Below are 20,727 nucleotides of genomic sequence, written 5' to 3' on the forward strand. Positions count from 1 at the left end.
TCACCAGAGGTTTCCGGCGCCTGGGGTGTAGGCAGGCGATTGGACGAGGGCGTCGGCCTTGAGCACCTGGCACTCCACGATGCCGGTGAACTGGGCCAGCGGGGTGCTCACCCGCATCCCGGCGGGCGCGGTGACCTGCACCGAGGACACGGCGGTCAGCTCGATGCCACCGGCCGCGGTCATCCGCAGCACGCAGCCGTTGGCGTGCCGCACGGTGATCTCCTGGGTGGCGTTGTCCAGCACCACCTCGTGGCCGGCGGCCATGGTGATGCCGACCTTCTCGGCGCCCGCGGTGTCGTCGAAGGTCAACCTGGAGTCGGCGCGGGTGCGCAGGATCCGGATGTTGTTGGCGGCCTCGGGTTCGTGCGGCAGCGACTCGCGGCCGTTCCACGCGGCGCCGATCACGTAGGGCCTGCGCAGGTTGCCCGCCTCGAAGGCGACCAGCACCTGGCTGCCCACCTCGGGCAGCACCAGCAGCCCCTGCTCGTCGTCGGCGTAGGGCGTGCACAGCGTGGCCCAGGCCCGCACCTGCTCGTCGCCCTCGGTGCCCAGCCAGGGGAAGCGTACCTCCACGCGGCCCAGCCGGTCGCGGTCCACGATGTCGGTCACGATCGCCGGGTACACCCCGAAATAGCCGGGCGCTCCGCCGTCGGCCGGGGTCGGCAGTCCCATCACACCACCTCGTTCACGGTCGCGCGCTCGGCCTCGAACCTGGTGCGCAGGCCCCGCACGTTGTCGAAGGTGTGCACCACCCTGGTGACGTGGTAGCCGCCGCCCTCGAACGGGGCGCCGACCTGCTCCAGCCGCAACTGGCTGCCCACCACCAGGTCGGGCGTGCCCCGGGTGGTGGCCTGCACGGTGACGAACCGCCTGGCACGGCGCAACATCTCGGCCCTGGCCCAGGCGGCCGCCTCGCCGGAAGTCAGCGCCACCTCGCGCACCCGCAGGGACCCGGCGCCCCCGAGCGCCCTGCCCACCAGGCGGGCACCCGTGCGCCCGCCGCTGATCTCGGCGTCCACCACCTCCGCACCGGCCCGCTCGTTGATCACCTGCCTGGCCTGCGCGTCGTAGCCGGTGACGACCACCTCACTGCGCTGGTGCGCCAGGTCCGCGCACAGCCGTACCGAGAGCAAGTGGTTGCCCCGCACCAGGGTCAGCGGTGTGCCCGCCCGGTTGGCGCGCGAGCGCAGGTGCAGGGTCCTTCCGGTGCACCAGAGTTCGGCGCGGACCAGCCGGGCCCGCTCGCGGAGGAAGGCCAGGTCGCTCTGGTTGGCCTGCTGCACCACGTCGTAGCGCGGGCCGTCCACGGCCACGTCGGCGGTCAGCCCGTGCGCCGCGGCCACCTCGGCGGCGATCTCGGCGTCGGTCACCTCCCGGTAGGTCCTGCAGCGCCGGGTCATGCGCAGCCGCATCAGCGCGTCCTCGGCGTGCACCACGACCACGGGCGGCTCCCCGTCGCCGAACACGGCCTCGATCGCGGAGACCGTGCCCTCGAAGGCATAGCGCTGCCCGGTGGCGGGGCCGATCGCCACCCGCAACGCCTTGCCCAGGTCCACTCCGCGCCCGTCCAGGTGCAGCATCCGCTGCTGCGGCCCGGTGGTGCCGGGTCCGATCGCGATCAGGTGCGCGCGCAGGGTCCGCAGCCCCTCAAGGCCCTCCTCGATCTCCAGCCGCACGCAGTCGCGGGCCAGGTCCCTGGACAGCTCACCGTCCACTGTGAACACCGGCGAGGCGTTGGCGACAACGGGATCAGTCATCGTAGCCCTCCGCGCGCACCCGCTGGGCCAGCCAGGTCAGGCGGGCCGCGCAGGTACGCCAGTGCTCCTCGTCGGTGCCGATCGGCGCCTTGGGCGCGGTGCCCTCGGGCGCGTTCGGCGCGGCGGGCACCACCTCGGTGTGCAGCTCGGCCACGTGCACGGTCATCGGCACTGCCCTCCAGGTCGCAGCCGGGTGGTGCTCGGACGGCGGTCGCGGTCGCGCTGCGCGGAGTCGGCCGCCGCCGAGGTGGGCGGCAGTTGCTGCCACGGGGCCTGCGCCGGGCCACCCGCCGCCTGCACCTCGCCGGGCCGCGCGCGGGCCGCCAGGCCGCGCCGCCCACCGGCCGCGATGTCGGCGGTGGTGTCGGCGTTCGCCCTGGCGCGCAACGGGATCGCGCGCCCGTAGCCCAGTGCGCGCGGGTCCACCGCCGGGCTGGGCGGCGCGACGGGCACGCCGAAGGCCGCCCGCGCACCGCGATCGGCCTCGGCCGCCTGCTGGGCCTGCACGGCCCGGACCGAGGCCGCGACCCCGCCGCCCGAGGCGAGCACGAAGCCCGCGGTGGACTGGTCGGCACCGGGCCCCAGCGCGGCGGCCAGCTCCGCGGTGGCACCGGCCTGCACGCCCGCGGTGAAGCCTGTCGTGACGCCCACCCCGACCGAGGCCGACACCTCGGCGCCCAGCTCGACCTGGGCGCCCGCCGCCAGCGCCAGCGGGCCGCTCAGCCCGTTCATCGCGGCCCGCCAGTTCTCCGGGTCCAGGTTGAGCCGGGCCAGCAGCTGCTGTGCGCTCTCCCCCGCCTGGGCCGCGACCACCACGGTCGGGTTCAGGCTGCCGCTGGCGCCCAGGCCCACGCTCAGCGAGACCCCGGGTTGCGTGGCCCCGCCGCTGTCCTTGGCCGCGGGCCCGGACTCCAGGGTCAGGTCCTGCTCGGTGATGCTGACGGTGACCTTGGCCCGCAGCGGCACGCCCTGGCTGCCGTGGAACTCGTGCTCCTCGTCGGCCTGGGTCATGATGCCCTGGAAGCGCAGGTTGCCCCACATGAAGCAGACCCGGGGCGGCGGTGCGCCCTTGGAGTTGGCCGGGGACTGCACGAACTTGCGCACCAGCGCGGTCCGGGTGCTCACGTCCACGGGCACCCCGCTGGCGTCGCCGTCGGTGGTGTCGAACTCCAGCTCCACGGTCAGCTTGGCCGGGCTGGGCACCAGTTGGCGGTGCTGGGTGTTGACCGTGGCCCCGCCGGTGTCGATCGCGGAACTGCGGGCCACCCGCAGGTTCGCCGGGTTGAACTGCACCTCCACGCCCTGGTCCCTGGGCCGCACCACCGGCTGGCCGTTGGGCCCGGACCGGCCCGCGATGTCCACCAGCTCCTGGAGCCTGGCCTTCTCCAGCTTGGGCGCGGTCATCGCGGCACCGCCAGGAACAGGCCCTCGTGGGCGATGTGCAGTTCCTCCAGTGCGATCTCCCCGGTGCGCGCGTTCAGCGTGGGGCCGACCACCTTGGCGGGCAGCCCCCTGCTGAAGGTCCAGGTGGCCAGCACCCGGGTCCGGGTGGTGTCGTACACCTGGACCGTGCCGTCGTAGCGGGCCACCGGCTGCACCCCGGCCACCGTGTTCTGCAACCACATCCACAGCGAGCTGTCGGCCGTGCCGCCCGAACTGGGCACGAACATGCCGCGCTTGAGCACCAGCGGCTGGAGCCTGACCCGGCCCACGCTGCGCAGCACCGAGTCGTTGCGGCCACCCTCGGTGCGGTCCTTGACCTCCATCTCCAGTTGCAGCCCGCCGCACTCGGCGAAGGCCCCGTCGCCCAGGCTCGACGGCCCGGCCTTGGCGGGCACGCCGGGGCTGAGGTCCAGCCGCACCTGGAACCGGAAGGACTGCACCAGCTCAGGAACCGGCATTGCCCACCTCCACCTGTGACACTCCGTCGGCGTCCTGCGCGACGCGCAGCACCAGGTACTCCAGCGGGGCCGCGGGTGCGACGCCGACCTCGGCGACCACCCGGCCCAGCGCCTGCGAGGACGGCGGGTTCAGCCCCTCGTCGCAGTGCACGAAGAAGGACTGCTCCTCGGTGTCCCCGGCGAAGGCGCCCTGCCGGTTGAGCCCGCGCAGCAACTGCACGAGCAGCTGCCGCACGCGGTCGCGCAGCCCGGGCGTGCCCGGCTCGAACACCAGCCGCTGGGCCTGCTGGTCGATGCTCAGCGCCAGCACGGTCATCAGCCGCCGCACGCTGAGCTGCCGGTAGTCGGGGTTGCTGGACAGGGTGCGCGCCGCGCTGAGCCGGAAGCCGTCCCGCTCCGCGCGGAACACGTTGACCGAGGACAGGTGCAGCCGGTCGTGCTCGGCGTCGCTGACCAGGTCGCTGGCGAGCACCGCGCCCGCGGCCAGCTCGTTGGCCGGGCCCCAGGGCAGGCCGAGCCGGATCTCCCGCGCGGCGATGACGCCCGCCGCGAAGGCCGAGGGCGGCACGAGCACCAGCGGCTGCTCGGGCACCGGCACGCCCAGCCACGGGAAGTAGGCGGCGGCGTAACTGGAGTCGAACCGGGACCGCCAGGCCACGACCTCGCCCGCGGGCAGCCCGGCGGGGGCGTCCAGCAGCACGACGAACCGCCGGCGCAGCTCGGCGACCGCCAGCAGCCGGTGCTGCCGGGCCACGATCTCCGCCAGGTCGGCGGGATCGCGCCCGTCCAGCACCGGTTCCAACTCGCGGCGCCGGTACTGGACCGCCACCGGGTCCGGGGCGCACGGCCGGAAGCAGCCACCGCCGGTCCGCGCGGGCGGCGGGTCGACCACGGGGCCACGCCCGTCCCAGGTCCAGTACAGGTCGGGCACGCAGAGCAGGCCGATCTCGCCGTTGCGGCCCAACACGTCCACGCCGAGGTGATCGGCCTCGTCCAGCGGGTCGGCGTCGGCGGGCTCGGCGTCGAAGAAGCTGCGGCGGTCGATCTCCGCCCACCGGTCCACCCCCTCGTGCGACCTGGTCGAGTCGATCGGCAGCAGCGTGGAGTCCAGTGGCGCCAAGGGATCCGTCCACGGCGCGGCCGGGGTCACCAGCGCCGAGCCCTCCCGTAGCTGGTTGGCCGCGAACCTCGGGTGCAGCGGGTGCAGGCCCAGCCCGGGCCAGGTCTCCTGCCGGGCGAAACCCAGGTCCCCGTCGCTGATCCGCACCGTGGCGGTGACCACGGCGAGGTCCCGCTCGCCGGTGATCGTCAGCGGGCGGTCCAGCACGGCCCCGGCATCGGTCAGCGCCACGACCCAGCGCAGCGCGTCGCCGACCAGCAGCAGGGAGCCCAGCGGCACCGAGGCGCCCGCGGGCAGGGTCACCCGGTCCGCCCGCACGGTGCCGTGGAACCGCTGCACCGCGTCGAACCGCACGGTGACCGACAGGTCGTTGCCCCAACTGCCCTCGTTGGCCGCGGCCAGTTCCACCGCGAGGCCCGCGCCGAAGACCAGCCGGTGCCGCGCGGTGGCCCCGTCCCCACCGGTGGGCGGCACCGCGCGCAGCACCTGCGCGCGGACCCCGCCCTGGGCGAAGAACGCCTGCACGGCGTAGGGCAGGCGGCCCCTGCCCTCGAAGCCGCCGAACCAGCGCTGGTAGTCCGACCAGCTGGTGACCGCGACCGGCCGGTGGCCGGGGCCGCGCGGTGCGACCCCGACGAACCCGGCCACGTCCAGCCGCACCAGCCCGGCCGCCGGTTCCACGCGGGACGGCGAGGTGTAGACACCCGGGGCGCCCAGCCGCAGTCCGCTGGTCATAGCGAGGCGAACTCGATGCTCTCGGCGACCAGGTGCAGTTCCTCCATCGCCACCTCGCCGCCGCCCTTAGCCGCCAGCGCCGGGCCGACCCACTTCTTGGGCTGGGCGAACTTCAGCACCCACTGGCACACGTGGGTCCGCTTCTCGTCCAGCAGCGTGATCGTCACCGTCATCGGCTGGTACTCGCCCTCGCGGGTGGCCTTGAGCCAGCTGAACAGCCGCGGGTCCCCGATCAGGCCCCGCTTGAGCGTGACGTCGTCGGTCGAGTTCACGTTGGCGATCTTGCGGACGTGGTTCTCCGCCTCGTTGCCGTTGCGGTACTCGGCGAACTTCACCTCGTTGCCCAGTCCGGACACGTCGGAGAACCCGCCGGAGACCTGGTCCTCGCCGCCGCCGTCACCCAGCTTCACCATGAAGTTGAATGCCCCGTAGGGATTGTCCCGTACAGCCATGGTTCACCTCCGTCAACTGGTCTGCGCGTCGGCGGTCCACTGGCCGATGCGGAAGATCACGAACTCGGCGGGGTAGGTGGGCGCCACCCCGATCAGGCAGATCAGCCTGCCGTTGTCCAGGTCGTTCTGGGTCATCGTGGTGCGGTCGCAGCGCACGAAGTACGCCTGCTCCGGTTTGGTGCCCATCAGCGCTCCCGAGCGCCAGGTCACCAGCAGGAAGTCCTCGATGCTCTGCCGCACCGAGGCCCACAGCCGCTCGTTGTTCGGCTCGAACACCGCCCACTGGGTGGCCTTCTCGATGGAGTGCTCCAGGTAGGCGAACAGCCTGCGCACGTTCACGTACTTCCACTCGGGGTCCGAGCTCATCGTGCGCGCGCCCCACACCCGGTTGCTGCGGCCCGCGAAGAAGCGCAGCGCGTTGACCCCCTCGGGGTTGAGCACGGCCTGCCGGTCGTAGGTGATGTTCGTGACGAACCGGGTGATGCCCTGCACCACCTCGTTGGCCGGGGCCTTGTGCACCCCGCGCTCGATGTCGCTGCGCGCGTAGATGCCCGCGACGCTGCCCGAGGGCGGCAGTTGCAGGGTCGGGGTCGGCGCGGAGGGGTCCGGGACCGCGGTCGGGTCGACCAGCTCCACCCACGGGTAGTAGAGCGCCCCGTAGGTGCTGTCGAACTGCGCGCGGAACTCGCGCACCTGCGAGAGCGCGCAGTCCCTTGGCGGATCCACCACCGCGACCCGGTAGCGCAGGTCCTTGCAGTGGTCGAGCAGGGCCTGGGTGGCCTGCCGGCACTCGTTGCCGGGGCCGAACCGCACCGCGTCGGGCATGGCCACGATCGCGATGTCCTCGATCTCGCCCAGCGCGGCCAGACCGGTGCCGACCTTGCGCACGTCGTCGGGATCGGCCACCTCGCCCTGCAGCGCGGCCACGCTGAGCACGCCCTCCTGCCCACCGGACAACCGCGCCCCGTCGGTGAGCAGGGCCGCCAGCAGCGCACCCGGGTCGGTCACCGGATCGGTGACCTCCAGCCACACCAGGCTGAACTCGTCCGGCGGGTCGGCCGCCTGCAACACGCTGCCGATCCAGCGCGGGTGCGCCCGGTCCAGTTCCAGCCCGCTGTAGGTGTCCGACCGGTGGTCCTCCCCGTTGACCGTGACATCCAGGCTCACGTGGTAGACCTGCTGCCCCGCCGTGGGCGCCTCCACCGAGCCGTCCGCGGCCCGGTAGCCCAGGGCGCCCGCCTGCCCCGCCACGATGCGGATCTTCTTCGGGTCCAGTGCGGCCCCGGCCGAGCCGCCCACCTCCACCGCGGCCCCCGGCGCCACACCCCGCAGCACGCTGCCGATCAGCACGTTGCGGCTGCGCCGGGCCTGGACCCGCACGGTGATCGAACCGCCCGCGGCACCGGGCCAGCGCGCGTGCCAGGTGGCCAGCGGCTTCGGGCTGCCGAGGGCGAGCTTGGCGAAGTACTTGCTCGGGTCGGCGGCCGGGTCGAAGGGGAACACCCGCTGCACGTAGAGCCGGTGCCCGCCGTTGGCGAAGAACGCCCGCGCCGCGTGGGCCAGGTAGTTGGTGTCGTCAGGCAGCCCCGGCACCGGGCCCAGCCCGCCGAAGGCGCGCTCGAACTCGGTGAAGCTGGTGACCAGCACCGGTTTCGGCGTCAGCACGGCGTTGGGCAGCAGGTAGGGCACCGGGCCGTAGCGGGTCAGACCGGTCATGCCACAGGTGCTGGTCGGTACGCCCTCGATCGACCGCGACCGGAAGCTGGTCTCCTCTATGTAGACGCCGGGAGTCAGGTACTCGGCCATGCGCGGACCTCCTCGGTCACGGTGTGAAGATCACGTCTTGCTGGGTGGTGAGCACCTCGCCGATCCGTACGGCCAGGTGGGGTCGGGGTGCCGTCGAGGTCAGGTAGCCCGCCGGGGTGGACTGCCCGCGCAGCAGCTCGTTGTCCAGGTCCCCCGGCGCGGGCGGGGCCGTGGACCGGGGCACCGGCTCCACGACCAGGTCCGCGCCCTCGCGCGGGGCGCAGACCACCAGCTCCACCGGCAGCAGGCTGGGCGCGGGCGGCGGCAGGGTGCCGGTCGTGCTGATCAGCACGAGGAACTCCCCGCGCTCGTCCCCGTGCGCCCAGCCCACCCGGACCCCGCCGGGGCCCAGCGCGGTGATCCTTGGCCAGCACACGGGCTGTCCACTGTGGATGACACGGCCGCGGATGCCGGTGGCGCCGCTCGGGGCGGGGTAGGCCGATCCGGGCAGCAGCCAGGGCCGCAGCAGGCGCGAGGCCGTCGGCACGTACGGGCCGCTGGTCACCTCGGCGAGCGTCCACAGTGGAATGGAGAACCGGCGGGGCACGAACTGGCGCAGCGGGTCGTGCACCCGGACGGTCACGCGGTCGCCGACACCGGGCCCGTGCCGCAGCTTGAACCGGCCGGTCCCGTTGCTCTCCAAGGGCTCGTACCGCCCCGCCGGGGTCTCGCGGCCGACTCGCACCCGGCCGCCCAGTTGCAGCCCGGTCCCGCCGTCGATGGGCTGCACGCCCAGCGCGAGCCGGTGCAGCACGGTCATCGGTCCACCTCCACCTGTGCCACCGACTCGCCGACCGGCCGAGGGCCGCCGTCGATCCGGATCACCCTTGCCACGTAGGGAAGGGAAAGCCGGTACTTGGTGGTCAGCGCCTCGAAGGCCTCGCTCATCGAGTCCAGCGGCAGCTCGTCGAGCACCACCTGCACCGCCTCACCGGGCTGCCAGCCCCCGCTGGGGTCCAGCAGCGGCCCGGTGAGCACGCCGTCGCGCTCCAGCACCTGCACGGTCAGCCCCAGCCACTCCAGCTCGCTCTCCACGAAGTTGTCCCAGGCCGCCAGCAGCAGGTGCATGCGCAGCGGGGTGCGCGACACACCGTCCACACTGGACACCGAGGACCAGCCGGGGCGGGTGGGCGCGTCCACGCAGACCCGGTAGCAGTAGACCGACACCGCCGGGTAGCGGATCACCGAGACCGGACTGCTGTTGACCTTGTCGAAGTCCGCGCTGCCCGCGAGCACCGCGGTGGGCCGGGGCAACGGGTCCGGCAACAGCTCGGCGAACCGCCGGTTGAGCAGCTCCACGATGCTGCGCCCGGCGGCCGCGAGGGCTCGGTGTCCTGCCATGGCCGAGATCGTGCCCAGCGCGCGTCACCGCACCGTCGCGGCGGCGGCAACGGTGCGGTGACACCGGCTGCCCAGACTCGGCGGCGAGCGGGGGTTGTGCACGCCCCTGGACAGCCAGGCACGAAGGGAGCCTCATGAACAGCTCATCGCCCGAGGCCGAGCAGGCGCACGGCGAGTGCGGCCAGTGTCGTCCGGAGATCGTCGACTGCCTCGCGTGCAAGGCGGCGGGCATCAAGGCGCAGGCCGAGTACAACGCCGCGCAGCTGCCCGCACTGGAGAAGGCCAGGACCGACTACGACAAGATCCGCACCGACTACCGCGACGCCCGGCACTCGGTGGCGCTGGAGGTGGCCGACCTGCGCCACCAGAGCAAGCTGCTGGTGGAGCGGATCCGCTGCCTGATCAAGCAGGAGCACGTGGTGCACTGCCTGGACAAGGCCTACGGGCAGGTGGTCGAGCAGTTGCGGGAGTGCGGCTGCGGCAAGGGCTGCTGCGCGCCGCGGGAGTGCGAGTTCGACACCTGCACCGACGGGGTGTCCGACGAGGAGCTGGCCGCCAGGATCGTGGACTACCAGGGCAGGGCCGACGCCGCCAAGGCGTGCTTCGCCAAGCTGGCCAAGGAGCCGACCGACCTGGTGCAGCGGGTGTCCGACCTGAAGGCCGAGGTCAGCGGCATCACCGCGGACCTCAGCGGTGACCCGGCCAAGGTGGACCTCAAGGAACTCTACGCCCGGGCGCTGGTGGCCCGCCGCCACGTGCACGAGGTGTGGCAGGGCTTCGAGCACACCCGCGACTTCGTGGACTGCCTGTGCCGCGCCCTGATGTGCTGGGGCAAGGGGCTGGCCGCGATCGCCGTGCTCACCGGGGAGAAGGAGGTCCGGGCCTGCCACGCGCGGGCGCGCAAGGAACGCTGCGAGTACCTGCGCACGCACACCGTCAAGGAGGTCCTCGCGGTGTACGACAAGATCTGCTCGCACCACGGCTGCCACTCCGAGCAGGAGAAGCGGCGCGAGGACAACGACGAGGACTGAGCGCCGGGTGCCCGGCGGCGCCGGGCCGCCGGGCAGCTACCCCAGCGTCGCGCGGTCGGCGAAGGAGGTGTGCGTGCCCGCGGTGCCGCACGCGTAGGCCCCCGCGATCGCCCCGGCGCGGGCGCACTCGCCCAGGGGCTCGCCGGTCAGGTGGCGGTAGAGGAAGCCCGCCACGTAGCTGTCGCCCGCCCCGTTGGTGTCCACCACCGGCCTGTCCGGCAGTTCGACGGCGGGTACGTGCCAGGACCGCGCCCCGCGCGGGTGCACGTGGCTGCCCTGCGCACCGGCCATCGCCACGACGACCTGCGCGCGGCCCTCGGCGAGGATCCGCCGTACGGTCGCGGCCGTCCGGTCGCCCAGCGCCGCCGTGGACAGGAACACCAGGTCCGCCTGGAACGCGAAGTCCTCGTGGTAGGGGTTGCGCCCGTCCCAGTCGTGCAGGTCGGTCGAGGTGGTCCGGCCCGCCCGCATCGCCTCGGCCAGCGCGTGCCGCGCCCAGTTCACGATCGACACGTGCACGTGCCCGGCCCGCTCCAGGTCCGGCCGGTACAGGCCCGGGTCCACCGCGATGTCGAACGGGTGCCGCCCGTCGTAGAGCGAGACCCGGCTGCCCCGCTCGTCGACCAGGTTCACGCTGCGCCGCGTGCCGCTGCCGTGCTCCAGGTACCCGAAGGACAGGCCCAGTTCCGCATACTCGCGGCGGATCAGCGCGCCCTCCTCGTCGGCCCCGATCACGTCCACCAACCGGGTCCGCAGGCCCAGTGCGTGACAGCCGCGGGCGACCCCGTTGCCCGTGTGCGCCACGTGCCGCTCGATGCGCGGCACCATGATCGAGTCGGCGACCGGCAGGGGCAGGCTGGGCACGCGCACCACCGTGTCCACCCCGGTGCCGCCGACCACCAGCACGTCCCAGTCCATTCAGCGATCATGCCCCAGCGCGGGGCGACCGCCCGCCGCGGGCCGTGTGCTGTGGCAGGATCGGTTGCCGTGGAACGCGATCGTGACCAGGCGGGGCAGGCCCGCAACGCACGACCGCGGGACGGCCTCGGCCGACCGCTGCCCTACGGCTCGGCGGGGGTGGCCCGCCAGCCCGAGGGCATCCGGCGCACCCCGCGGGAGAGCCTGCGCGAGGCACAGCACCTGCTGGACACCGGCATGCCCTTCCACGCGCACGAGGTGCTGGAGGACGCCTGGAAGACCGCGGGTGAGTCCGACCGCGAACTGTGGCGCGGACTCGCCCAGCTCGCGGTCGGGCTCACCCACCTGGCCAGGGGCAACGCTGTCGGTGCCGAGTCGCTGCTGCGCAGGGGCAGTGGCAACCTCGAGCCGTACCGGCAGGCACCGCCGCACGGGGTGGACGTCGGCGGCCTGCTCGACTGGACCGCCGCCCTGCTCGGCGAGCTGCCGGCCCACCTGGGCACCGTGCCGCGACCACGGCTGCGGGCGCTCAGCTGACCGCCGCCGCGGCCGCCTCCTCGTAGTCCAGCCGCTCCAGCTCGCGGCGGACCGTGTCCTCGTCCAGCTTGCCCTCGTCCCGCGCGGTGGCCAGCGCGAGCCGCTGCGCCGCGAGCACGTCCCTGCGCAGTTGCAGCATGATCTCGCGCAGCGCGGGCGTGGACACCTCGGCCGCCGCCCGCCGGGCCGTGAGCTTGGCCGTGATCTGCTCCTCGAACCTGCGCATCAGCTCGGGGTCGGCGTTGGCAGGCGGGTGCTTGACCAGCTTGGTCAGCGTCTTCTTCGCCGCGCGGCGGCTGATCTGCTGCGCCCGCTCCGCGTTGGCCAGGTCCTCGCGTTCCTCCGCCGGGTCGCTCAGCGCCAGCCTGCGGATCAGCACGGGCAGGCTCGGGCCCTGGATCAGCAGGGTGCCCACCGCGATGACGAAGGCCAGCGCCTGGATCAGGTCCCGGCCGGGCATCGGCGGCACACCGGCCGCCGCCGCCATCGTCACCACCCCGCGCATGCCGGTCCAGGAGATCACCAGCACGTACGGCCAGGGCAGCCGCTCCCGGCGGAACAGCTTGTTCTGGCCGTAGGTCAGCAGCACCCACAGCGGCCGGACCAGGATCACCGTCGCCAGCAGGGCCAGCGCGGGCAGCGCGAACCAGAGCCAGTCCGTGCCGGTCAGGTGCAGGTCCGCGAACACGAACCGGCACTGCAAGCCCATGTACGCGAAGACGAACGCCTCCAGCAGCACGTCCAGGCTCTTCCACACCTCGCGGCCCTGTAGGCGCGTCGCGAAGCCCGCACTGGTGTCGTTGTGCCCCAGCGTCAGCCCCGCCGCCACCACCGCCAGTACCCCCGAGGCGTGCAGTTCCTCAGCGAACAGGTAGGCCGCGAACGGCACCACCAGCCCCAGCGCCGTCTCCAGTCCGCTGTCCCGCAACCGCTGCCTGATCCAGTGCACCACGAAGCCCAGCGCCAGGCCGATCAGGCTGCCCACCAGCACCCCGTAGCCGAACAGCAGCAACGGGTTCTCGAACACCGTGTGCCCACCCGTGGCCGCGGCCACCGTCAGGGTGAAGATCGTCAGCGCCGCCGCGTCGTTGAGCAGGCTCTCCCCGGTCAGGATCGCCATCAGCCGCTTGGGCAGGCCCAGCCGGCGGCCCACCGCCAGCGCCGCCACCGCGTCCGGCGGGGCCACCACCGAGCCCAGCACCAGCGCCGGGACCAGGGCCAGTCCCGGCACCACCCACCAGGCCACCACCCCCGTCACCAGCGTGGACGCCACCACCAGGCCCACGCCAAGGCCCAGGATCGGCCGGAGGTTGCGGGTCAGGCTGACGAAGGAGAAGTCCAGCGCCGCCGAGTACAGCAGCGGGGGCAGCACCACGCCCAGGATCATCTCCGGGGGCAGCTCGAACCTCGGCAGACCGGGCACGAAGGACACCAGTGCCGCCAGCACCACGACCACCAGCGAGGACTGGAGGCCCTTCTTGTGGGCCAGCGCCGCGACCGCGATCGCGCCCACCACGACCAGGAGCAGCTGAATCGCTCTCACCTCGACCAAGATCGGACCTGCCGCCGCACCCTAACCGAAGCCGCCCATCCCCACCCGCCGAGCCAGTAGCATTGCCCCGGGGGGTGATCGGCGTGAACGGTCGGCACGAGACCTGGATCGAACGTCAGATCCGCGAGGCCCAGGAACGCGGCGCCTTCGAGGACCTGCCCGGTTCGGGCAAGCCGCTGCCCGGCGCCAACGAGCCCTATGACGAGAACTGGTGGGTCAAGGGCCTGATGCGCCGCGAGAACATCCGCTTCGTCGGCCCGCGCTCCCTCGCCCTGCGCAAGGAGGTCGAGGACCTGCCCCGCCGACTGTCCACCGAGCGCTCCGAGCAGTCGGTCCGCGAGATCGTCGAGGACCTGAACCTGCGCATCCGCGAGGCGCGCCTGGGCCCCACCGAGGGTCCCCCCGTCGTGCTCGAACTGCTCGACGTGGACGAGGTCGTGCGCACCTGGCGCGAGCAGGGCCGCTAGGGCGCGGTCGCGAGCACACTGCCGACCCCCGTGGCCAGGGCGGGCAGCAGCCCCGCACCGAGCGCGGACAACTCGCCGCCGACGGCGGTCCACGGCCTGCCCGCGCGGGACCGCGCCTTGTGGGCGAACGCGTGCTGGAACGCGGCCGCCGCGGTGTGCAGGGCGTGCCCCGGTGCTTCGGGGCCGGGCGTCACGAGTGCGCAGAAGTCGAGGTCACGGCCTTCCAGTGCGGCGTACAACGTCGTCGTACCGAGGACGCTGGCAGCGGTGGCCTCCGTCAACTGGTCGCGGATGCTCCGGTGGGTGGGCAGTTCGTCGATGCGCGCGCGGCTCAGGCGCGTTCCCGCCGCGTGGACCACTCCGTGCAGGCCGCCGTACTGGGCCTGCACGGCGTCGAGCAGTGCACTGAGCTGGGCGGGACTGGTGACGTCCACCTGGCGCAGGTCGACGGCGGATCCACCGACCGGCAGACCTGCGCTGTACCGGGGCAGGTTGCGCTGCGCGAGTACGAGCGTGGTCGGCGCCTGGGCGGCGATCGCCCGCGCCACCTGGGCACCCAGCCTGCCGAGTCCGCCGAGGACCAGGTAGACCCCGTGCGGGCGGATCACCGGCCCTGAGCTGGCCGCGTGCAGCCGATGCGGCTGCGGGTACCAGGTGGTGTTGCGCCGGAGCGCGGCGCTGGCGGGCAGTTCCCGGCCGGACAGCAGGCGCACCAGCCCGTCCGCGGGCGCGGACGCGTCGGTGACGTCCAGACAACTCGTTGCCAGCAGGGGGTTCTCCTGCCGCACGGACCGGCACACCGCGGGCAGCATGGCCAGCCGCGGGTCGAGGTGTTCGTCGCCGAGCACGTCGAACACGCCGCGCACCACGGTGACCAGCCGCGCGGTGCGCCCGCTCAGCGCGGCGCCGAGGCCGAGCGACTCGACCACGTCGGCCCCGTCCAACGGCCGCAGGTCGACCACGTCGGCCTCCGAGCCGAACCGCGACAGCGCCGGTCCGACCTGGTCCAGGGTCGTGCACACGGTGACGGGTGCGCCGGCCGCCGACAGGCCGCGCACGTAGCCGCCCGCGGTGCCGACCACCCTGGCCAGCACGACACAGGGCCGGGGCGCGACGGGGTCGGGGAAGGCGGGCGCGGAGGTCCAGGCCCTGCCGTGCAGCACGACCCCGGGCTGCGTGGTGGACGGGTCCGCCCGCAGCGGCGACCAGGTGTCCTCCGTGGACGTCGTGCTCATGCCGGCGACATCCAGCCGTGCGGGTCGGCGGAGAGCCCGGTGTGCACGTCGACCAGCGCGTCGCGCAGGGCCAGCGTGACCGGACCGGCGGTGCCGTCGCCGATCGTCCAGTCGCCCTGCTCGTCGCGGACCCGGCCAACCGGGGTCACCACGGCCGCCGTGCCGCAGGCGAAGGTCTCGGTGATGACCCCCGACCGGCACTCCGACCACCACTGGTCCAGCGACACGCGCTCCTGCGCGGGCTGGTAGCCCAGGTCGGCGGCCAGGGTGAGCAGGGAGTCCCTGGTGATGCCGGGCAGCAAGGTCCCGGTCAGGCTCGGCGTCACCACCTGGGCGCCCGGACCCTGGCCGCGCACGAAGAAGATGTTCATCGCGCCCAACTCCTCGACCCAGCGGTGCTCCACCGCGTCCAGCCACACCACCTGCTGGCAGCCCGCCTGCTCGGCGCGCAGCTGCTCCAGGTAGGCGGGGGCGTAGTTGCCCGCGACCTTGGCGTGCCCGGTGCCACCCGGGACGGCCCGGCTGTGCGTGCGGCTGACCATGACCGACACCGGCTCGGGCCGGGGGCCGAAGAAGCCCGCCGTGACGAAGGCGATCAGCACGAACAGGTACTCCCGGGCGGGCCGCACCGCCAGGCAGGGCTCGGTGGCGAACAGCACCGGCCGCAGGTACAGGCTCAGCCCCGGGTCGGCGGGCAGCTGGTCCCCGTCGGCGCGGACCAGGTCGCGCGCGGCGGCCAGGAACAGCTCCTCGGGCAGTTCGGGCATGGCCAGCCGCCGCGCCGACTGCTGGAAGCGGCGCGCGTGCTCGCCGGGCCGGAACAGGGCCAGCGACCCGTGCACGCCGCGGTGCGCCTTGAGCCCCTCGAAGGCGACCTGCCCGTAGTGCAGCCCGACCATCGCCGGGCTGATCGACAACTGTTCGAAGGGGCGCAGTCGCGGGGCGTGCCAGCCCCGGTCGGCGGTCCACCTGGCGGTGACCATGTGGGCGGTGAAGGCCTCACCGAAGGCGGGGGTCCGCGCGCCCGCGACGGCCGAGGGCTGGCTCATCTGCTGCTCCCTTCGCTGGGGTGGTCGCTCACACCGCGGCGAGCCCGGCCTCGTCGGGCTCGAACCGCACCGGCAGGTAGGACATGCCGTGCATGAAGTTGGAGTGGATGGGACGGGGCTGGCCGGTGATCTCGAACCCGGTGCTGAAGCAGCGCAGGGCGTCGAGCACCTCCCGCACCTCCACGCGCCCCAGGAAGGCGCCGAGGCAGAAGTGCGGGCCGTAGCCGAAGGTGACGTGCTTGTTGGGCGAGCGGTCCAGCGCGAACTCGTAGGGTTGCGCGAACACGGTCTCGTCCCGGTTGGCCGAGGTGTTCCACACCGTGACGATGTCCCCGGCGCGGACGAGCTGGCCGCCGATCTCGGTGTCGCGCAGGGCGGTGCGGCCGAAGTTCATCGCCGGGGTCGACCAGCGCAGCACCTCCTCGGTGGCGCTGGCCAGTTCCACCTCGCCCGCCCGCAGCCTGCGCCACTGCTCGGGGTTGCGGGTCAGGGTCAGCACCAGGTCGATCATGGCCAGCCGACTGGTCTCGTCCCCGCCGAGGATGAGGCTGTAGCAGTTGAACACGATGTCCACATCGGACAGTGGCTGCCCGTCCACCTCGGTGCGGGTCAACGTGGTGATCACGTCCTCGCCCGGGGTGCGCCGCTTGTCGGCGACCAGCTCGGTGAAGTACTTGAGGATCTCGTTGCGGGCCAGCCAGGCCTGCTCGGGGCTCTGGTCGGCCTCGTCGGAGCTCAGCGCCGACTTCGACCAGGACAGCAGTGCGTTCCGGTCGGCGTCGGGCACGCCGAGCAGGCTGGAGATCGTGGCGTTGGGGATGTAGGAGGCCACCTGCTCGGCGAACTCGCACTGCCCGCCGCGGACCGCCTCGGCGACCAGGCGGCGGGTGTTGTCCCGCACCGACTCGCTGATCCGGCTCAACGCCCTCGGCGAGAAGGCCTTGAGCATCACGTTGCGCAGGTCCTTGTGCCGCTTGCCATCGGTCACCGGCAGCATCTGCCCGGCCGCCGAGTCACCGCCCGCCAGCAGGGTGACCAGCACGTTGCCGCGCTCGGAGGTCAGGTTGGTGTTGTCCCGGAACACCGCCATCACCTCGGCGTAGCGGCTGAACACCCAGAACCCAGGGTTCACACCCACGGGCGGGTGCCAGTAGACGGGGAAGTCCCTGCGCAGCCGCTGCCAGTACTCGGTGAGGTCCCGCTCGGTGTGCGTCCTGGGGTCGGCCAGGTCGATCTCCAGCATCTCGTCGGACATCCTGCGACGACGCGCGGCCATGTCAGTTCCCCGCTCCCGCTCGGTGCGCCTGCTCCTCGACCAGTGCGAGCAGCCGGTCCAGCCCCGTCTCGACCTGCTCGGGGGTGACCACGCTGATCGACAGCCGCAACTGGTTGGCGCCGCCGCCACCGTCGTAGAAGTGCGACATGGGGGTCCACAGCACCTCGTGCCGGCGGGCGGAGTGCTCCAGCATCGCGTCGTCGGCGACGAACGGAACGGTGACCACGACGAAGAAGCCGCCACTCGGGGTGTTCCAGCTGACCCCGTGCGGCTGGCCCGCCGGGAACCGCCTGCGCAGCCCGTCCAGCAGCAGGCGCATGTTCCTGCGGTACACCGCGATCTCGGCCTGGTTGGCCCGCACCAGGCTGCACCCGTGCTCCAGCAGCTTGCCGCCCGCCATGGCCTGGGCCAGCGGCGAGGTGTTGACGGTCAGCATGCTCTTGATCTTCGACAGTTCGTCGGCGAGCAGGCCGGTGCCCCCGTGCCGCGAGCTCACCAGCTGGTCGGCCACCGCGTAGCCGACGCGCGCCCCGGGGAAGCAGGTCTTGGCCAGTGAGCCCAGGTACACCACGCGCCGGTCGGTGTCCAGGGCCTTGAGGGTCGGCACCCGCGGCCCGTCCTCGGCCTGGAACACCCCGTACGGGTTGTCCTCCAGCAGCAGGAAGTCGTGCTGCCCGGCCAGGTCCAGCAGGGCCTTACGGCTGTCCAGGTCCAGGCTCATGCCCGAGGGGTTGGCGAAGTCGGGCACCAGGTAGAACGCCCTGGGCCGCTTGCCGACCGCGCGGATCGCGGCGACCTGCGCCACCAGGTGATCCAGGTCCACCCCGTGCGCGGTCTCGCGGACCGGCCACACCTCGCGGTCCAGCAGCCGGGCCGCACCGGTCAGGCCCACGTAGCTCGGTGACACCGCGAGCACCACGTCCTGCTCACTGGCGCACAGGGCGCGCAACGCGAGGAACATCGCCTCCTGGCAGCCCGCGGTGACCACGATCGACTCCGGGTCGACCTCGATGCCCTCGTCCAGTCGCAGGGTGCGGGCCAGCAGCTCGTGGATGATGCCCTTGGTGCGGCCGTACTGGAGCAGTGTGCGCCGCACCTGCCGCTCGTCGGCGCCCTTCTCGGTGGCCAGGTAGCGCTGGAAGGTGGTCAGGTAGCGCGGCAGGGCGTCGAGGTCGAAGAACTCCTCGCAGGGCCGGCCCGCCGCGAAGGGCACCGCCTTCGGGAAGCGGTGCGCGACCTCGTTGAGGAAGTTCATCGTCTCCAGCCCGGGATCGGACAGGGACGGGTGCAGCTCCTCCACGAACAGGTCCGCCTCGGTGGTGCTGGGTGCGTTCACGTGCTCACTGCCCTTCCCGTCGTTGCGCCGGGGACTTCGCCAGTCGCAGCCCCGCGGCCTCGTGCACGTCCCGGCACCCGGCCAGTGCCAGCGCGTCGTCGATCTCGGCGCGCAGCAGGGCGAGCGTGCGGCCCACGCCCTCGGCGCCGCCCAGCGCCAGCCCGTGCAGCACGGGGCGGCCGAGCAGCACCCCGCGGGCACCTCGGGCGATCGCCCGCAGCACGTCCACCCCGGACCGGATGCCGCTGTCCAACAGGACCTCGCAGGTCTCGCCCACGGCCTCGCGCACGGCGGGCAGCGCGTCGATGGCGGGCAGCGCCCCGTCCAGCTGCCTGCCGCCGTGGTTGGAGACCACCAGTGCGTCCACTCCGGACTGACTCGCCCGCAGCGCGTCGCGCGGGTCGAGCACGCCCTTGAGCACCAGCGGCAGCGAGGTCCTGCCACGCAGCCACTCCAGGTCCGGCCAGCTCAGCGACGGGTCGAAGGCCTGGCTGGTGTGGTCGGCCACGGCCGAGGCCCCGTCCTTGCGGCGCTGGGCGGCGACGGCCTGGTCCGGCGCGAAGTGCGCCGCCCCGACCTCACCTGGCAGGGCGAAGCTGTTGCGCAGGTCCCGCAGCCGCCGGCCCATCCTGGGCACGTCCACGGTGAGCACGACCGCGCGGCAGCCCGCGGCCTGCGCGCGGGCCAGCAGTTCGGCGGTCTTGCCCCGGTCGCGCAGCCAGTAGAGCTGGAACCACAGGTCGGCCCCGGAGCTCGCGACCTGCTCCACGGCGACGCTGCTGAGCATCGGCACGGTGAACGGGATGCCCGCCAGCTTGGCGGCCCGCGCGACCGCCAGCTCCCCATCGGGGTGCAGCAGGCGCTGGTAGGCCATCGGCGCGATCGCCACCGGCATCTCGGCCTGCGCACCGAGCAGTGCGCAGCCCGCGGTCGGCGCGGAGACGTCGCGCAGCACCCTGGGCACCAGGGCCAGCGAGTCCAGCGCGGACCGGTTCGCACCGAGGCTGAGTTCGGCACCGCTGCCGCCCTCGACGAAGTCCCAGACCGCGGCCGGGATCACGGCCTTGGCCGCGCGCGCGAGCTCGGCCAGGTCCAGGGCCGCCCCGGCGGTCATCGCCGCGACTCCCCGTTGAGCCGCTCCTGCTCCACGGCCTCGTAGAGCGCCTTGATGTTGCCGCTGCCGAAGGTCTGCGCCCCCAGCCGCTCGATGACCTCCATGAAGAAGGTCCGCCTGGGGTGGGTGGAGCGGGTGAAGATCTGGTACAGCTGCCCGGCGTGGTCGGCGTCGGCCAGGATGTTCAGCTCGCGCAGCTCCGGCACGGTGTGCCCGGCCAGGTCGATGCGCCCCGGCAACAGGTCGTAGTAGGAGCCGGGGGTGGTCAGGAAGTCGATACCGTTGTCGCGCAGGGCACCCACCGCGCGCACGATGTCCGCAGAGGACAGTGCGAGGTGCTGGACCCCGGCTCCCCCGTTGTCCTTGATGAACTCGTCGATCTGGCCGGGGTCGCGGGTGGTGTCCGGCTCGATGATCGTGAAGGTGACGTCGCCCTGGGCGTTCTGCACCACCTGGGAGTCCATCGCCTGCGCACCGATCACGATGCGCTCCTCGAAGGTCTTGCGGAAGCCCAGCACCGATTCGTAGAACTCCACGGTGGGCACGAGCTGGCCCGCCTCCACGCACACCGCGAAGTGGTCCACCTCGCCCAGCCCGATCCGGTTGCCCGGCCGGGCGCCCGCGACGGGCAGCAGGCCGGGCGGCAGCGCGCCCGCGGGCTCACCGGCGGGGCGCTGCACGAAGGTGTGCCGCACGTCGCCGAAGGCCTCGATCACCGCGGTGAGCACCCCGCCGACCTGGCTGGGTGCCTGGAGGACGCGGGCGCCCGCCTGGGCCGCCGCGTCGAGGGCCGCGCGGACGTCGGGCGTGCGCAACGCGATGTTGGCGACCCCGGCCCCGTGGGCGTGCACGTAACCGCTCGCCGGGTGGTCGTCGCTGAGGCCCTGGGTCAGCACCAGCGTGATGCCGCCCTGCCGCAGCGCGACCGAGCGGTGGTCCGCGATCCCGGCCGGGCTCCGCGCGATGGTCGTGAACTCGTACTTGGTGGTCATCTCCTCGACGCTCGCGGCGAGGTCGGTGACGAAGAACTCCACGTGGTCCAGTCGGACGAGGCGCAGCGCGTCGTTCATGCTGACAACTCCTAGTCGCTCAACTTCAGG

21 protein-coding genes are annotated in these 20,727 nt (G+C 73.0%); 3 read left to right on the forward strand and 18 right to left on the reverse strand.

What is annotated here, in order from left to right; all coding sequences use genetic code 11:
• Genes KALB_RS30030 through KALB_RS30075 form a run of 10 tightly spaced genes read right to left on the reverse strand, consistent with a single transcriptional unit; the run spans nt 1 to nt 9,112 of the window.
• Nucleotides 1-672 carry a phage baseplate assembly protein V gene (locus KALB_RS30030; protein ID WP_025359385.1) on the reverse strand — a complete coding sequence of 224 codons (672 nt, stop codon included), beginning with the start codon at nt 670-672 and terminating at the stop codon, nt 1-3.
• The gene (locus tag KALB_RS30035) at nt 672-1,757 is read right to left on the reverse strand and encodes a phage late control D family protein (protein WP_025359386.1); all 1,086 of its coding nucleotides are present in this window, start codon (nt 1,755-1,757) and stop codon (nt 672-674) included. The genes KALB_RS30030 and KALB_RS30035 overlap by 1 nt, the downstream gene beginning before the upstream one ends.
• Nucleotides 1,750-1,923, reverse strand: coding sequence for a hypothetical protein (locus tag KALB_RS47835; protein ID WP_158510844.1), 174 nt, complete (start codon nt 1,921-1,923; stop codon nt 1,750-1,752). The genes KALB_RS30035 and KALB_RS47835 overlap by 8 nt, the downstream gene beginning before the upstream one ends.
• On the reverse strand, nt 1,920-3,161 hold the full coding sequence (locus KALB_RS30045; protein WP_025359388.1) for a CIS tube protein: 1,242 nt from the start codon (nt 3,159-3,161) through the stop codon (nt 1,920-1,922). The genes KALB_RS47835 and KALB_RS30045 overlap by 4 nt, the downstream gene beginning before the upstream one ends.
• The gene (locus KALB_RS30050) at nt 3,158-3,658 is read right to left on the reverse strand and encodes a phage tail protein (protein WP_025359389.1); all 501 of its coding nucleotides are present in this window, start codon (nt 3,656-3,658) and stop codon (nt 3,158-3,160) included. Before KALB_RS30050 ends, KALB_RS30045 begins: the two co-directional genes overlap by 4 nt.
• Nucleotides 3,645-5,513, reverse strand: coding sequence for a phage tail sheath family protein (locus tag KALB_RS44405; protein ID WP_025359390.1), 1,869 nt, complete (start codon nt 5,511-5,513; stop codon nt 3,645-3,647). Before KALB_RS44405 ends, KALB_RS30050 begins: the two co-directional genes overlap by 14 nt.
• The gene (locus KALB_RS30060; RefSeq protein ID WP_025359391.1) at nt 5,510-5,965 is read right to left on the reverse strand and encodes a phage tail protein; all 456 of its coding nucleotides are present in this window, start codon (nt 5,963-5,965) and stop codon (nt 5,510-5,512) included. The genes KALB_RS44405 and KALB_RS30060 overlap by 4 nt, the downstream gene beginning before the upstream one ends.
• A 12-nt stretch (nt 5,966-5,977) precedes the next feature.
• Nucleotides 5,978-7,771: a phage tail sheath family protein gene (locus tag KALB_RS30065; protein WP_025359392.1), complete on the reverse strand. Its 1,794-nt coding sequence runs from the start codon at nt 7,769-7,771 to the stop codon at nt 5,978-5,980.
• 16 nt (nt 7,772-7,787) lie between these two features.
• Nucleotides 7,788-8,531 carry a hypothetical protein gene (locus KALB_RS30070; protein WP_025359393.1) on the reverse strand — a complete coding sequence of 248 codons (744 nt, stop codon included), beginning with the start codon at nt 8,529-8,531 and terminating at the stop codon, nt 7,788-7,790.
• Entirely contained in the window at nt 8,528-9,112 is a 585-nt protein-coding gene (locus KALB_RS30075; protein ID WP_025359394.1) for a Pvc16 family protein, read from the reverse strand. The genes KALB_RS30070 and KALB_RS30075 overlap by 4 nt, the downstream gene beginning before the upstream one ends.
• A 134-nt stretch (nt 9,113-9,246) precedes the next feature.
• Between KALB_RS30075 and KALB_RS30080 the strand changes: the two genes are divergently transcribed.
• Nucleotides 9,247-10,143 (forward strand): hypothetical protein, encoded by an 897-nt coding sequence (locus tag KALB_RS30080; protein WP_025359395.1) that lies wholly within the window; start codon nt 9,247-9,249, stop codon nt 10,141-10,143.
• 36 nt (nt 10,144-10,179) lie between these two features.
• Here KALB_RS30080 and KALB_RS30085 read toward each other — a convergent pair whose 3' ends face one another.
• Nucleotides 10,180-11,061: a carbohydrate kinase family protein gene (locus KALB_RS30085; RefSeq protein WP_025359396.1), complete on the reverse strand. Its 882-nt coding sequence runs from the start codon at nt 11,059-11,061 to the stop codon at nt 10,180-10,182.
• 69 nt (nt 11,062-11,130) lie between these two features.
• Between KALB_RS30085 and KALB_RS30090 the strand changes: the two genes are divergently transcribed.
• Nucleotides 11,131-11,598 (forward strand): DUF309 domain-containing protein, encoded by a 468-nt coding sequence (locus tag KALB_RS30090; protein ID WP_025359397.1) that lies wholly within the window; start codon nt 11,131-11,133, stop codon nt 11,596-11,598.
• Here KALB_RS30090 and KALB_RS30095 read toward each other — a convergent pair.
• The gene (locus KALB_RS30095; protein WP_025359398.1) at nt 11,591-13,141 is read right to left on the reverse strand and encodes a cation:proton antiporter; all 1,551 of its coding nucleotides are present in this window, start codon (nt 13,139-13,141) and stop codon (nt 11,591-11,593) included. The two genes, KALB_RS30090 and KALB_RS30095, sit on opposite strands and share 8 nt — an antisense overlap.
• Before the next feature lie 92 nt (nt 13,142-13,233).
• Here KALB_RS30095 and KALB_RS30100 point away from each other — a divergent pair, with 92 nt between their 5' ends.
• Nucleotides 13,234-13,617 carry a DnaJ family domain-containing protein gene (locus KALB_RS30100; protein ID WP_025359399.1) on the forward strand — a complete coding sequence of 128 codons (384 nt, stop codon included), beginning with the start codon at nt 13,234-13,236 and terminating at the stop codon, nt 13,615-13,617.
• Here KALB_RS30100 and KALB_RS50055 read toward each other — a convergent pair.
• Genes KALB_RS50055 through hppD form a run of 6 tightly spaced genes read right to left on the reverse strand, consistent with a single transcriptional unit; the run spans nt 13,614 to nt 20,697 of the window.
• Nucleotides 13,614-14,852, reverse strand: a complete 1,239-nt coding sequence (locus KALB_RS50055; RefSeq protein ID WP_025359400.1) for an SDR family NAD(P)-dependent oxidoreductase — start codon at nt 14,850-14,852, stop codon at nt 13,614-13,616. The genes KALB_RS30100 and KALB_RS50055 overlap by 4 nt on opposite strands.
• Nucleotides 14,849-15,901: a branched-chain amino acid aminotransferase gene (locus tag KALB_RS30110; RefSeq protein ID WP_025359401.1), complete on the reverse strand. Its 1,053-nt coding sequence runs from the start codon at nt 15,899-15,901 to the stop codon at nt 14,849-14,851. Before KALB_RS30110 ends, KALB_RS50055 begins: the two co-directional genes overlap by 4 nt.
• 28 nt (nt 15,902-15,929) lie before the next feature.
• A complete protein-coding gene (locus tag KALB_RS30115; RefSeq protein WP_042220951.1) occupies nt 15,930-17,177 on the reverse strand; it encodes a cytochrome P450 in 1,248 nt (415 codons plus the stop codon).
• Between the two features lies 1 nt (nt 17,178).
• Nucleotides 17,179-18,513, reverse strand: coding sequence for an aminotransferase-like domain-containing protein (locus KALB_RS30120; protein ID WP_025359403.1), 1,335 nt, complete (start codon nt 18,511-18,513; stop codon nt 17,179-17,181).
• A gap of 4 nt (nt 18,514-18,517) precedes the next feature.
• A complete protein-coding gene (locus KALB_RS30125; RefSeq protein WP_025359404.1) occupies nt 18,518-19,627 on the reverse strand; it encodes an alpha-hydroxy acid oxidase in 1,110 nt (369 codons plus the stop codon).
• Entirely contained in the window at nt 19,624-20,697 is a 1,074-nt protein-coding gene (gene hppD / locus KALB_RS30130; RefSeq protein WP_025359405.1) for a 4-hydroxyphenylpyruvate dioxygenase, read from the reverse strand. Before hppD ends, KALB_RS30125 begins: the two co-directional genes overlap by 4 nt.
• Between the last annotated feature and the right edge of the window lie 30 nt (nt 20,698-20,727).

This window comes from Kutzneria viridogrisea DSM 43870 (assembly GCF_000525635.1).
GTDB lineage: Bacteria > Actinomycetota > Actinomycetes > Mycobacteriales > Pseudonocardiaceae > Kutzneria > Kutzneria viridogrisea.

Coding starts and splice junctions, on each gene's coding strand:
- KALB_RS30030 (WP_025359385.1), bottom strand. CDS start 672: ATGGGACTGCCGACCCCGGCCGACGGCGGAGCGCCCGGCTATTTCGGG.
- KALB_RS30035 (WP_025359386.1), bottom strand. CDS start 1,757: ATGACTGATCCCGTTGTCGCCAACGCCTCGCCGGTGTTCACAGTGGAC.
- KALB_RS47835 (WP_158510844.1), bottom strand. CDS start 1,923: ATGACCGTGCACGTGGCCGAGCTGCACACCGAGGTGGTGCCCGCCGCG.
- KALB_RS30045 (WP_025359388.1), bottom strand. CDS start 3,161: ATGACCGCGCCCAAGCTGGAGAAGGCCAGGCTCCAGGAGCTGGTGGAC.
- KALB_RS30050 (WP_025359389.1), bottom strand. CDS start 3,658: ATGCCGGTTCCTGAGCTGGTGCAGTCCTTCCGGTTCCAGGTGCGGCTG.
- KALB_RS44405 (WP_025359390.1), bottom strand. CDS start 5,513: ATGACCAGCGGACTGCGGCTGGGCGCCCCGGGTGTCTACACCTCGCCG.
- KALB_RS30060 (WP_025359391.1), bottom strand. CDS start 5,965: ATGGCTGTACGGGACAATCCCTACGGGGCATTCAACTTCATGGTGAAG.
- KALB_RS30065 (WP_025359392.1), bottom strand. CDS start 7,771: ATGGCCGAGTACCTGACTCCCGGCGTCTACATAGAGGAGACCAGCTTC.
- KALB_RS30070 (WP_025359393.1), bottom strand. CDS start 8,531: ATGACCGTGCTGCACCGGCTCGCGCTGGGCGTGCAGCCCATCGACGGC.
- KALB_RS30075 (WP_025359394.1), bottom strand. CDS start 9,112: ATGGCAGGACACCGAGCCCTCGCGGCCGCCGGGCGCAGCATCGTGGAG.
- KALB_RS30080 (WP_025359395.1), top strand. CDS start 9,247: ATGAACAGCTCATCGCCCGAGGCCGAGCAGGCGCACGGCGAGTGCGGC.
- KALB_RS30085 (WP_025359396.1), bottom strand. CDS start 11,061: ATGGACTGGGACGTGCTGGTGGTCGGCGGCACCGGGGTGGACACGGTG.
- KALB_RS50055 (WP_025359400.1), bottom strand. CDS start 14,852: ATGAGCACGACGTCCACGGAGGACACCTGGTCGCCGCTGCGGGCGGAC.
- KALB_RS30110 (WP_025359401.1), bottom strand. CDS start 15,901: ATGAGCCAGCCCTCGGCCGTCGCGGGCGCGCGGACCCCCGCCTTCGGT.
- KALB_RS30115 (WP_042220951.1), bottom strand. CDS start 17,177: ATGGCCGCGCGTCGTCGCAGGATGTCCGACGAGATGCTGGAGATCGAC.
- KALB_RS30125 (WP_025359404.1), bottom strand. CDS start 19,627: ATGACCGCCGGGGCGGCCCTGGACCTGGCCGAGCTCGCGCGCGCGGCC.
- hppD (WP_025359405.1), bottom strand. CDS start 20,697: ATGAACGACGCGCTGCGCCTCGTCCGACTGGACCACGTGGAGTTCTTC.